The sequence below is a fragment of the Pseudomonas sp. LBUM1674 genome (assembly GCF_059695635.1).
Genome location: NZ_CP166779.1, coordinates 5031656 through 5044361, shown reverse-complemented (window position 1 = coordinate 5044361; position 12706 = coordinate 5031656). Strand labels below are relative to the sequence as shown.

9 protein-coding genes are annotated in these 12706 nt (G+C 61.9%); 1 reads left to right on the top strand and 8 read right to left on the bottom strand.

Features of this window, described 5'->3' with window-relative positions:
* Nucleotides 1-10: 10 nt before the first annotated feature.
* From ACA067_RS23030 to ACA067_RS23000, 7 genes are all read right to left on the bottom strand, one after another.
* Nucleotides 11-2728, bottom strand: coding sequence for a nitrate reductase (locus ACA067_RS23030; RefSeq protein ID WP_497458648.1), 2718 nt, complete (start codon nt 2726-2728; stop codon nt 11-13).
* Nucleotides 2728-3045: a nitrite reductase small subunit NirD gene (gene nirD, locus ACA067_RS23025; protein WP_497458647.1), complete on the bottom strand. Its 318-nt coding sequence runs from the start codon at nt 3043-3045 to the stop codon at nt 2728-2730. The genes ACA067_RS23030 and nirD overlap by 1 nt, the downstream gene beginning before the upstream one ends.
* Nucleotides 3042-5510, bottom strand: coding sequence for a nitrite reductase large subunit NirB (nirB, locus tag ACA067_RS23020; RefSeq protein ID WP_497458646.1), 2469 nt, complete (start codon nt 5508-5510; stop codon nt 3042-3044). The genes nirD and nirB overlap by 4 nt, the downstream gene beginning before the upstream one ends.
* Nucleotides 5511-5879: 369 nt before the next feature.
* The gene (locus ACA067_RS23015) at nt 5880-7550 is read right to left on the bottom strand and encodes a bifunctional protein-serine/threonine kinase/phosphatase (RefSeq protein ID WP_497458645.1); all 1671 of its coding nucleotides are present in this window, start codon (nt 7548-7550) and stop codon (nt 5880-5882) included.
* A gap of 7 nt (nt 7551-7557) precedes the next feature.
* Nucleotides 7558-8769 (bottom strand): nitrate/nitrite transporter, encoded by a 1212-nt coding sequence (locus ACA067_RS23010; protein WP_497458644.1) that lies wholly within the window; start codon nt 8767-8769, stop codon nt 7558-7560.
* A gap of 278 nt (nt 8770-9047) precedes the next feature.
* Complete coding sequence (locus tag ACA067_RS23005; RefSeq protein ID WP_150745416.1) at nt 9048-9623, bottom strand: ANTAR domain-containing response regulator; 576 nt, start codon at nt 9621-9623, stop codon at nt 9048-9050.
* Nucleotides 9624-9638: 15 nt separating this feature from the next.
* Nucleotides 9639-10850 carry a CmpA/NrtA family ABC transporter substrate-binding protein gene (locus ACA067_RS23000; protein WP_497458643.1) on the bottom strand — a complete coding sequence of 404 codons (1212 nt, stop codon included), beginning with the start codon at nt 10848-10850 and terminating at the stop codon, nt 9639-9641.
* Nucleotides 10851-11080: 230 nt separating this feature from the next.
* Here ACA067_RS23000 and ACA067_RS22995 point away from each other — a divergent pair, with 230 nt between their 5' ends.
* On the top strand, nt 11081-12100 hold the full coding sequence (locus ACA067_RS22995; RefSeq protein ID WP_339503103.1) for a quinone-dependent dihydroorotate dehydrogenase: 1020 nt from the start codon (nt 11081-11083) through the stop codon (nt 12098-12100).
* Nucleotides 12101-12419: 319 nt separating this feature from the next.
* On the opposite strand, the gene rmf is transcribed toward ACA067_RS22995, so the two are convergent.
* Nucleotides 12420-12635, bottom strand: a complete 216-nt coding sequence (gene rmf, locus ACA067_RS22990) for a ribosome modulation factor (protein ID WP_003223300.1) — start codon at nt 12633-12635, stop codon at nt 12420-12422.
* Nucleotides 12636-12706: the final 71 nt, after the last annotated feature.

Sequence of the window (12706 nt, the reverse complement as noted above, 5' to 3'; positions counted from 1 at the left end):
GTGTTTTTCCTCACGAGACAACGGCGATCGGCTGCGCAGTGGCGGCCAGCAAACGCTTGATTTCAGGGACACAGGAGCCGCATTGCGTGCCGCAGCCCAATTCTTGTTTCAGCCCCTGCAAGTTCAGGCCGCGGCCGATGCCGGCACAGACCGCGCCTTGGCTGACGTTCATGCAGTTGCACAGGGTTTTGCTACCAGCGGTCGCCGCATTGGCCTGGCCTGGTGGTGCGCTCAGTGGCGCGAGCAGCCAGCGTCGCAGTTGTTCGTCGGCGCGGCCTTCCAGCCACAGGTTTTGCAGCCAGTGCTGGGCGAGAGTTTCGCCGGCCAGGCGAATCGCGGTGATCCGGCCATTCTCGATCCGTACCCGTTTGCCAATGGAGCGTCGAGGATCGTCGTAGGCCAATACCGGGCCGTTATTGAGACCCAGGCATTGATCGATCTCACGCAACAGTTGCGGATCCGGCGCGGAGGCGCTGGCAGCGCGTATGAGCAGTGCCGGGCGTTCCCGGCCGGCGATGCTCAGGCTGGCGTAGGAAAATGCCTCACAGAGCGGTCGTAGCGTCTCAAAATGCTGTTGAACATTGCCCTCGATGAGGGCGAACAGCTGCCACGGTAGGTGCACAGGTTCAAGGCGCACGCCGCTGTGCTTGAGTTCCGGTTGTTTCGACAGGGGATCGAAAGCCGGTTGGGTCAGCGTATTCACGCCGCCCTTGAGGAACCGGTCGCCCCAATGCATCGGCAGAAACGCTTGGCCGGGCCGCACGCTGTCATCGCTGTCGACGGGCACGATCACCGCGCCCCGGCGACTTTTCAGGCTGATCAGGTCGCCCGGTTGCAGGCGATGGCGACGCAGTTCGTCCGGATGCAAACTCAATACGGCTTCGCTGACATGACCGAACAATTGAGCGGCGGTGCCGGTGCGGCTCATGCCGTGCCATTGGTCGCGCAGTCGGCCGGTGATCAGGGTCAGCGGGAAGCGCGCATCCCGTTGTTCCTTGGCGGCGCGATACGGATCGGCGACAAACTGCGCGCGTCCGCTGGCGGTCGGGAAAATGCCGTCCAGGTATAACCGCGCCGTGCCTTCACTGGCGCCCGCAGGGAAGGGCCATTGCTGTGGGCCGAGACGGTCGATCAGCGCATGGCTGATGCCGGACAGGTCCAGGTCGCGGCCGCGAGTCAGTTGCTTGTATTCATCGAAAATCTGCGCCGGTGTGTCGAACGCAAACAGACTGGCAAGCCCTGGACGCAGATGTTTTTCCAGGCGCTGAGCGAAATCCACGGTGATCGCCCAGTCGGAACGGGTCTCGCCGGGTGCGACGATCGCCTGCCGAACGTGGGAAATACGCCGCTCGGAATTGGTCACCGTACCCTCTTTTTCACCCCAACTGGCGGCAGGCAGCAGCAGATCGGCGAAGGCGGCGGTCTCGGTGGTGCGGAAGGCTTCCTGCAAGACCACGAATGGACAGGCTTGCAGTGCCGCGCGCACGGCGCTCTGATCCGGCATGGATTGCGCGGGGTTGGTGCAGGCGATCCACAGCGCCTTGACCTTGCCGCTGCGCACCTGTTCGAACAATTCGATGGCGGTCAGGCCGGTGGTTTCCGGCAGCTGCTCAACACCCCAATAAGACGCCACTTGCGCTCGATGCTCGGCATTGCCGGCTTCGCGATGACCTGGCAGCAGGTTCGACAGGCTGCCGGTTTCCCGTCCGCCCATGGCATTTGGCTGACCGGTCAGCGAGAAAGGTCCGGCGCCGGGGCGACCGATTTGCCCGGTGGCCAGGTGCAGATTGATCAGCGCGCTGTTCTTGGCGCTGCCGGCGGTGGACTGGTTCAGCCCCATGCACCATAGCGACAGGAAGCTTGGCGAGGTGCCGACCCATTCGGCGCATTCCTGCAATTGCTCGACGCTGATCCCGCACAACTGCGAAACCATTTGCGGCGTGTAATCGCGCACCAGGTTCTTCAACTCCGCCAAGCCTTGGGTGTGCGCCTGGATGAAATCGCGGTCGATCCAGTCTTCCCACAGCAGCAAGTGCAAAATCCCATGGAACAACGCGACGTCGGTACCCGGAAGAATCGCCAGGTGCAAGTCCGCCAGATCGCAGGTGTCGGTGCGACGCGGGTCGATGACGATGACTTTCATTTGCGGCCGACGGGATTTGGCTTCTTCCAGGCGACGAAACAGTATCGGATGCGCGTAGGCCATGTTGCTGCCGACGATCATCACGCAGTCGCTCAATTCCAGGTCTTCGTAGCTGCAGGGCGGAGCGTCGGCACCGAGGCTGCGCTTGTAGCCGACCACCGCTGAAGACATGCACAACCGTGAATTGCTATCGATGTTGTTGGTGCCCACCAGCGCGCGCGCCAGCTTGTTGAAACTGTAATAATCCTCGGTCAGCAACTGCCCGGAGATGTAGAACGCCACACTGTCAGGGCCGTGTTCGGCAATGGTGTCGGCGAAGACGCTGGCGGCGTGATCGAGGGCGGTATCCCAATCGGTGCGGCTGCGGGCCAGGCCTTTGCCGAGGCGCAGTTCGGGGTACAACGCCCGAGCCGCCGGGTCGCCGGTCAGGTGCAGGGTCGAGCCCTTGCTGCACAGTTTGCCGAAGTTGGCCGGGTGGGCCGGATCGCCGCTGACGCCGAGGATGCGCTCGCCGTCATGCTCGATCAGCACGCCGCAGCCGACCCCGCAGTAACAGCACGTGGAGGCGGTGATCTGATGGTTCATTAGCGTGCTTCCCGCAGGGACAGCAACACCCGGCCATTTTCGACCCGGGCCGCATGGTGGTGAGCGCAACCGATGTCCGGTGCCTGGGCTTCGCCGGTTTCCAGGTCGATCTGCCAGTTGTGCAGCGGGCAGGCGACGCGTTTGCCGTAGATCAAGCCTTGGGACAGCGGACCGCCCTTGTGCGGGCAGCGGTCGTCGAGGGCGAACACTTCATCGTCGCTCGTACGAAAAATCGCGATGTCGCCTTTCGGGCCGGCGATGATCCGCGACCCCAAGGCATTGATTTCTTCCAGTGCGCAGATATCCAGCCAGGTCATGCCAGCACCTCCAGGTTCTTCACGGGGATGACCTCGAATTCTTTCTTCAGCAGCGGCTGTTCCAGGCGTTCCTTCCACGGATCCTGTTCGAACGACAGGGAGAATTGCAGGCGCGCATTGAGTGCCTTGCGCCGCTCCGGGTCTTCCAGCACGGCTTTCTTGATGTGTTCCATGCCGACCCGTTGCAGGTAATGCACGGTGCGCTCGAGGTAGAAGGCTTCTTCGCGGTACAGCTGCAGGAACGCGCCGTTGTATTCGCGCACTTCTTCGGCGGTCTTGAGCTTGACGAAGAACTCGGCGACTTCGGTCTTGATCCCGCCGTTGCCACCGATGTACATCTCCCAGCCCGAATCCACGCCGATAATTCCAACGTCCTTGATGCCTGCTTCCGAGCAATTGCGTGGGCAACCGGAGACTGCCAGCTTCACCTTGTGCGGCGACCACATGTTGAACAGGTCATGCTCCAGCTCGATGCCCAGTTGCGTCGAGTTCTGGGTGCCGAAGCGGCAGAACTCGCTGCCGACGCAGGTCTTCACGGTGCGGATGGATTTGCCATAGGCATGGCCGGACGGCATGTCGAGATCCTTCCAGACCCCCGGCAGGTCCTGCTTCTTGATCCCCAGCAAGTCGATGCGCTGGCCGCCGGTGACCTTGACCATCGGCACGTTGTACTTGTCGGCCACGTCGGCGATGCGCCGCAGTTCCGAAGGGTTGGTCACACCACCCCACATCCGCGGGACCACCGAGTAAGTGCCGTCTTTCTGAATGTTGGCGTGAGCGCGTTCGTTGATCAGGCGCGATTGCGGATCGTCCTTGGCTTCACCCGGCCAGGTGGAAATCAGGTAGTAGTTGAGCGCCGGGCGGCAGGTGGCGCAGCCGTTCGGGGTGCGCCAGTTCAGGTAGCTCAGGGTGCCGGCGATGGTCAGCAAATGCTGCTCGCGGATGGCCTGGCGGATTTGCCCGTGGTTGAGGTCGCTGCAGCCGCAGATGGCTTTTTCGCTCTTCGGCTTGACGTCGGCGGCGCCGCCCACGGTGTTGATCAGGATCTGTTCCACCAGGCCGGCGCAGGAACCGCAGGAGCTGGCGGCCTTGGTGTGCTTCTTGACGTCGTCGACGCTGAACAGGCCGTGTTCCTGGATGGCCTTGACGATGGTGCCTTTGCACACGCCGTTGCAACCGCAGACTTCGGCGGTGTCGGCCATGCTCATGGCTTTGTCCTGGCCCTGGTGTCCTACATCGCCTAATGCCAGCTCCATAGACGAAGAGCCGCCGAACATCAGGTGATCGCGGATCTGCCGGATGTCGTGGTTCTCACGGATCTGCCGGAAATACCAGCCGCCGTCGGCCGTATCGCCGTACAGGCAGGCACCGACCAGCACGTCATCCTTGATCACCAGTTTTTTGTAGACCCCGCCGATCGGGTCGGAGAGGGTGATGGTCTCGGTGCCTTCGCCGCCCATGAAGTCGCCGGCGGAAAACAGGTCGATGCCGGTGACTTTCAATTTGGTCGAGGTCACCGAGCCCTTGTAAGTGGCGAAACCCAGTTGGGCCAAGTGGTTGGCGCAGACCTTGGCTTGTTCGAACAGCGGCGCCACCAGGCCGTAGGCGGTTCCGCGATGGCTGGCGCATTCGCCGATGGCGTAGACCCGAGGGTCGTAGGTTTGCATCGTGTCATTGACCAGAATCCCGCGGTTGCAGGGGATGCCGGCTTTTTCCGCCAGTTCGGTGCTGGGGCGAATACCGGCGGCCATCACTACCAGGTCGGCGGGGATGATGTCGCCGTTCTTGAACTCGACCGAGCCGACCCGGCCATTGCCGGCGTCGTGCAGGGCCTGGGTCTGTTCGCGCAGGCGGAAGTGCAGGCCGCGACCTTCAAGGGCGGTTTGCAGCAGTTCGCCGCTGGTTTTGTCCAGTTGCCGTTCCAGCAGCCATTCGCCGATGTGCACCACGGTGACGTGCATGCCGCGCAGCATCAGGCCGTTTGCCGCTTCCAGGCCGAGCAAGCCGCCGCCGATGACCACGGCGTGTTTGTGGGTCCTTGCGGTGTCGATCATCGCCTGGGTGTCGGCAATGTCGCGGTAGCCGATCACGCCCTGCAAGGTGTTGCCGGGAATCGGCAGGATAAACGGGGTCGAGCCGGTGGCGATCAGCAGGCGATCGTATTCGGCCTCGCTGCCGTCTTCGGCAATGACCCGGCGTTTGACCCGGTCGATCTCCACCACTTTGCGGTTGAGCAGCAGCTTGATGTTGTTGTCCAGGTACCAGTCCAGGTCGTTGAGCACGATCTCTTCGAACGTCTGTTCGCCGGCCAGTACCGGCGACAGCAGGATGCGGTTGTAGTTGGTATGGGGTTCGGCGCCGAAGACCGTGATGTCGTACAACTCGTTGCTCAGCTTGAGCAGTTCTTCCAGGGTACGAACCCCGGCCATGCCGTTGCCGATCATCACCAGTTTTAGTTTTTTCATCAGGTTCTCCGGGGAGCTCGGACCCGCCTCATCAGGGCTTTCAGGTCTTGCTCGACAAATTTTGCGCACACAAAAAAAGGCATCCCGCCAGTTGCCTGGCGAGGACGCCTTTGTCCTTGTCCCGTTCTCTCGGGCAGCGCACCCTTCGTCGTTGAAGGCTGGGCTTTATGTCAGTTGAGAGAGGTAATGCAGTGGTTGTGCCAAGTGGTACAAAGCAGTGGTTTCAGGGGTGTTGCGTCGGTGAAGGGGTATTTTGATGCACCGATTTGATGCGAGGTGCCCGGTATTAAGGCAGAAGATCAAAAGATCGCAGCCTCGTTGCGCCTGTAGGAGCTGTCGAGTGAAACGAGGCTGCGATCTTTTGATCTTCTACCCACGAAACACCAAAACCAACAACACCAGATTCACCACCAACGACACCAGCGCCAACGTCCGCCAGACCTTCAGCGGCTCGCGCTCCAGCAAGGGTCTGGGCCGCACGCTCAAGCTGCGCCGCTCCCCCTGTTCCAATACCAGCAACCATTCTTCCGCCGTTTCAAACCGCTGGTCCGGATCTGCCGCAACGGCGCGCTCCAGGCTTTGTGCGATCCATTCCGGCAGGTCGGGTCGGTAGCGGCTGGCACTGACCGGCACGCCAAATCGCGGTCGCTGGAACGCTTCGATTTCGCCGTAGGGATAGTGTCCGGTGAGCAGGAAATACAAGGTCACGCCGACCGCATACAGATCCTGTTGCGGCGTCGGCGTACCCCCGCCAAAAGCTTCCGGCGCGATGTAGCTGGGCGTTCCGGGCAGGGTAGAGGGCTGATCTTCGGACAGGCCGGGACAGTAGGCGAGGCCGAAGTCCAGCAGACGCAACTCACTGTCGTTCCCCAGCAGCAGGTTCTCCGGTTTGATATCGCGATGGAGAATCTGACGTCGGTGCAGCATCCCCACCGCCCGCAGCAGGCGTTCGGCCAGATCCAGCCATTGGGCCAAGGGCAGCGGTCCGACTTTCTCCTGCAGTTGCGCCAGGGTCGACCCCGAATATTCACGCATCACGTAGTACAAATGCTGACGCTGGCTGGCGGCGTGGACTTCAGGGAAATGCCGTCCGGCTACGCGCTTGAGAAACCATTCCTCCGACAGCAACGCTTGTCCGGCCAGGTGGTCATCGCGTAGCGCGCCGGGCAAGGTTTTCAATAGCCAGGGCTGTTGTTGCCCGTCGCGAACCCGATAGAGCAGCGATTGCTGGCTCTGACCGAGTATCCCTTCGACCTGCCAGCCCTCGAAGGTCTGGCCCGGTTTCAGCACGGGCGGCAGCGGCCATTGCTGCAAATGAATCAATGCGTCGCCGATGCTGGTTTCACCCAAGGCATCAACCCGCACCAGCAAGGCGCTGGCATTGTCCTGGCTGCCAGCCAGATGCGCGGCGTTGACCAGGGTCTGCGCGGCGCTGTCCAGATCGGGTTGATCGCGCAGGATCGCCGCAATAGCGGTATCGCCCAGCACGGCCCAGATTCCATCACTGAGCAGCACAAAGCTCTCGTTGACGCGCAATTCGCCGTCGAGAAAATCCAGCACCAGGTGCTGATCCAGCCCCAGCGCCCGTTTGAGCACATGCTGCATGCCCGGTTGGTCCCAGACATGATCCTCGCTGACCCGTTGCAAAGCGTTGGCGTGCCAGCGATAAACCCGACAATCGCCGACATGGGCCAGGGTGAAGCGCCTGCCACGCATGACCAAGGCGCTGACCGTGGTGAGCAAGGGCTGCCCACCACCGTTGGCCTGCAACCAGCGATTTTGTGCCAGCAACAGGCGATCCAGTGCCTGGGCGACACCCCAGGTTTCCGGGGTGGCGTAGTAGTCCAGCGCCAGGGCCTGCAAGGTCGAGCGGGCGGCCAGGCCACCATCGGCGCACTGGCTGACGCCGTCGGCGATGGCGAACAGATAACCCTTGCTCGCCGCCAGCGCCGGGGTCGGAGTGACCAGGCGCAGGGCGTCCTGGTTCTCCTCGCGAGGGCCGATGGCGCTCGCTTCGGCAAAACTCAATTGCAGGCTCATTCAGCCCTCACACCCGTGCAGCGGTGACGGCAGCCGAACCCCAGGTGGTTCTCCAGCGACGTTTCACCCCGTGCAGGCCGAACCAGGCAAGGACTCCGAGGCTGGCGAACAACCACAGCGCCAGCTGATAGCTGCCGGTGCTTTGCTTGATCGCGCCCATCCCAGCCGCCAGCGCGAAGCCACCGATACCACCGGCCATGCCGATCAAACCGGTCATCACGCCGATCTCACGACGGAAGCGCTGCGGAACCAACTGGAATACCGCGCCGTTGCCCGCCCCCAGACCAAGCATGGTGCAGACGAAAAGCGCCAAGGCTGCGTAGGAACTCGGCAGATTGAAACCCACCGCCGCAATGCAGGTCGCGGCCACGGTGTACATCACCAGCAGTGTGCGAATCCCGCCGAAACGGTCGGCCAGGGCGCCGCCCAACGGACGCATCAGGCTGCCACCGAACACACAGGCTGCGGTGTAATAACCGGCGGTTACCGGGCTCAGGCCGTATTGGTCGTTGAAGTAGCCGGGCAGGGCGCTGGCCAGGCCGATGAAGCCGCCGAAAGTTACGCTGTAGAAGAACATGAACCACCAGCTGTCGCGGTCGCCCAAGGCCTTGAAGTAGTCGGAAACGGATTTGGCTTTCGGCCGTTCAGGGGCGTTCTTGGCCAGCCAGGCAAAGGTGATGATAGTCAGGATCAACGGGATCAGGGCGAAGCCGAACACGTTGCTCCAGCCAAACGAAGCGGCCAGGACCGGGGCGATCAGGGCTGCGAGCACAGTGCCAGAGTTACCAGCGCCAGCGATGCCCATGGCTTTGCCTTGATGCTGCGGCGGGTACCACTGCGAGGCCAGCGGCAGCGCAACGGCGAAGGACGCGCCGGCCATGCCGAGGAACAGCCCCAACAGCAGCGCTTGCTCATAACTGTGAATCCCGTGTTTCCAGGCGACGAACAGGGCGCAGATGACGATCACCTGGCCGATCAGCCCGGCGGTCTTGGGCGACAGGCGGTCAGCCAGCAGGCCCATCACAAAACGCAGGACAGCCCCGGCCAGGATAGGCGTGGCGACCACCAGCCCGCGTTGTTGGGTGGTCAGTTGCAGGTCGGTGGCGATCTGCACTGCCAACGGGCCGAGCAGGTACCAGACCATGAAGCTCAGGTCGAAATAGAGGAAGGCCGCGAACAGGGTCGGGGTATGGCCGGATTTCCAGAAGCTTGAATTCATCGCGCACCTCAGCTGTTAGTCGTCTCGAGAAGGAGTCATGAGCTTGCAAGTGGGGCGCCGCATTCGGCCGCACCACCGGCCCCGGGTTGTGGGGCCAAAACAAAAAAACGCCGCCACCCGATTCGCCAGGAGCGAATGGGGTGAGCGACGTCTTTGTCGTAGGTGGGGCAACCGCCGTTGGTTACCTGTAGTGATTACCTAGCGAGATCTGTGCCACTTTCACGCAGATCGTTCCCACGCTCTGCGTGGGAACGATCATTGACAGGCGCCATAGGACTTCAGCCAAGCAACTCGCTCATGGCAATGATCTGCTCCGCCACCTGAATCAGTTTCTGCTGGCGACTCATGGCCTGGCGGCGCATCAGGGTGTAGGCCTGTTCCTCGTTGCAATCCTTCATCTTCATCAGCAGCCCCTTGGCCAGCTCAATACGCTTGCGCTCGGCCAGTTGCTGGTCCCGGGCCTGCAGTTGCGCACGCAGGGCCTGGTCACTTTCAAAGCGCGCCATGGCCACGTCGAGAATCGGCTGCAAGCGTTGTGCGTGAATGCCTTCGACGATGTAGGCACTGACCCCGGACTTGATCGCCTGGCGCATCACGTCAGGGTCATGCTCGTCGGTAAACATCACGATCGGCCGCGGTTGGTCGCGGCTCACCAGCACCACTTGCTCCATGACATCGCGGCTCGGTGACTCGGTATCGATCAGGATCACGTCCGGACGCACCGTTTCGACGCGCGCAGGCAGGTCGATGGTCAGGCCGGATTCGTCTATTACCTCGAACCCGGCTTCCGTCAGGGCCGCTTTCAGGCGACCGACTTTCTTCGCGGTGTCGTTGATCAGCAGGATTCGCAACATATTTGCAGTCTCCTGTCAGCGACTGGCGAAAAGCGGTGAGGTGTCGCTCATGGCATGCAGCTTGAAACTGCGGGCATAGCCGGCAGGGTCCGAGCCGTCCCAGACCTTGCCGTCGATCAACTGGCTGCTGCGCATCGGCTCACTCCCGGCGGCGACACCGACTGCGGTGGCGGCCTCTCGGTACAAGTCTAGTTGCTGCACCTGACGCGCCACTGCGAGGTAGTCCGGATCGTCGCGCAACAAACCCCAGCGGCGGAACTGGGTCATGAACCACATGCCATCGGACAAGTAAGGCAAGTTGACCTCGCCAGCGCCGTGCAAGCGCAGTGCGTGCGGGTCTTGCCAGCGATTGCCGAGGCCATCGGCATAGTCGCCGAGCAAACGCGGTTCGATGCAGTCGAGTGGCGCGTCCAGGTATTGCGATGCGCCGAGCAATTGGGCGGTGCTGCGGCGATTCTCGGTGCTGGCTTCGATGAAGCGGCTGGCCTCCAGAATCGCCATCACCAGCGCCCGTGCGGTGTTGGGGTATTGCTCGACGAAGGTGCGGGTGCAGCCGAGGACTTTTTCCGGGTGATCGGGCCAGATTGTCTGGGTCGTCGCCAGGGTAAAACCGAGATTCTGTTTCACCGCACTGGCGGACCAGGGTTCGCCGACGCAAAAACCGTCGATGCGCCCCGCTTGCAGGTGCGCGACCATTTGCGGCGGCGGCACCACTACGCTGTCGACGTCGTGCAACGGATGGATGCCCTGGCTGGCCAGCCAGTAATACAGCCACATGGCGTGGGTGCCGGTTGGAAACGTCTGGGCAAAGGTGAGTTTTGGGCGACTTTGGTGCACATGCCGCTCCAGTGCTTCAGGACTGGTCACGCCCAGGGCCTGCAAGCCATGGGACAGGTTGATGCTCTGGCCGTTCTGGTTCAGGCCCATCAACACGGCCATGTCGGTCGCAGCCACTCCGCCTATCCCTAAGTGAACCGCATACATCAAGCCGTACAGGCTGTGAGCGGCGTCGAGTTCACCGCTGACCAGTTTGTCCCGCAGATTGGCCCACGACGACTGGCGTTTGAGGTTCAGGGTCAGGCCATAGGGCTGGGCGAAACCCTGGGTGGCCGCGACCACCACCGAAGCGCAGTCGCTCAGGGCCATGAAGCCGAGGTTGATTTCGGTCTTTTCCGGGGCATCGCTGCCGTGGACCCAGGCCAGGGGGGAGGCTGGATTTTCAATCATGGGTAAACACCTTCCATAAAAAAGCGCCGTACCGGCTGCTTGCCAGAGCAAGGCCAGGTGACGACGCCTTTGTCTTTCGACCCATCCCGCCGTTGGCATGGGTGCTGATGCCAGTGACGGTGCAAGGCATATGCCATCGCCGGCTGTTTTTGCTGCGTGCCTCGCCTGCACCCCCGATGCCCGGCTATAATCGCCGCCTCATTTCGCCGCCAATCGAGTCAAAGCCGCCCATGTACAACCTGGCCCGTCAGCTGTTGTTCCAACTTTCCCCGGAAACCTCCCACGATCTGTCCCTGGACCTGATCGGCGCGGGCGGGCGTTTGGGCCTCAACGGCTTGCTGTGCAAGGCGCCGGCGAAAATGCCGGTGACCGTCATGGGCCTGGACTTCCCGAATCCGGTGGGTCTGGCAGCCGGCCTGGACAAGAATGGCGCGGCCATCGACGGTTTTGCCCAACTGGGTTTCGGCTTTGTCGAAATCGGCACCATTACCCCGCGTCCGCAACCGGGCAACCCGAAGCCACGGATTTTCCGTCTGCCGGAAGCCGAGGCGATCATCAACCGCATGGGTTTCAACAACCTCGGCGTCGATCATTTGTTGGCTCGCGTGGCAGCGGCCAAGTACAAAGGCGTGCTGGGGATCAATATCGGCAAGAACTTCGATACGCCGGTCGAGCGTGCGGTCGACGACTATCTGATCTGCCTGGACAAGGTCTACGCCCACGCCAGCTACGTGACGGTCAACGTCAGCTCGCCGAACACACCGGGCTTGCGCAGCCTGCAGTTCGGCGACTCGCTCAAGCAACTGCTGGCCGACCTGGCCACCCGTCGCGCGGAACTGGCGCTGCGCCACGGCAAACATGTGCCGCTGGCAATCAAGATCGCTCCGGACATGACCGATGAAGAAACCGCGCAGGTCGCGCAAGCGTTGATCGAAACGGGGATGGATGCGGTCATTGCCACCAACACCACCCTGAGCCGTGTCGGCGTCGAAGGCATGGAATACGGTGACGAGGCGGGCGGTCTTTCCGGCGCTCCGGTTCGCGAGAAGAGCACCCATACGGTGAAAGTGCTGGCGGCGGAACTGGCCGGTCGTTTGCCGATCATTGCCGTGGGCGGTATCACCGAAGGCAAACACGCGGCCGAGAAAATTGCGGCGGGGGCGAGCCTGGTGCAGCTGTATTCCGGCTTCATCTATAAGGGCCCTGCGCTGATTCGTGAGTCCGTCGACGCCATCGCCGCCCTGAGATAACCGATTGCTGAGCGCACCCATCAAATCGCGGCGTGCACGGTTAATGTAGGAGCTGCCGCAGGCTGCGATCTGTTGATCTTGCTTCTGTGCTCTTTGCGCGAGCAAAAACAAAGATCAAAAGATCGCAGCCTGCGGCGGCTCCTACACGGGATCGCGTTTAATCATGCCGGAGTAAAACGGGAATGGGCTCTGGCCAGAGAACAGGCATAAAAAAGGGCTCCTCGAGGGAGCCCTTGGGCCGGAGCCCGCCGCCCGGATGGGGCGTGCGTGGTAAGTTGTTACGTAATCAGATTGTCGTGTCGGAGTGTTGTGCCCTGTATTAGCCGACGGCGTGAAGTTCGTTGAGTCTGTGGATTCCCGCAGTGCCGGTCATACCGTCCCAGTTGTCGCCGCGTCCTTCTCGCCAGCCGTTAATCCAGGCTTGGCGTACCGACGGTAGAGTAAATGGGCAAAGCTCACGGGATTTGCCACCAACGCCATATTGATATCCGCGCAAAAATGCTCTTTCCAACGGATCACGCTTAAGTCTTCTCATAGGGTGTTGCCCTCACTTGTTGACTGTATTTATCGCGTCGACCTCAATTGAGGTCTGGCAGAAAAACTTCT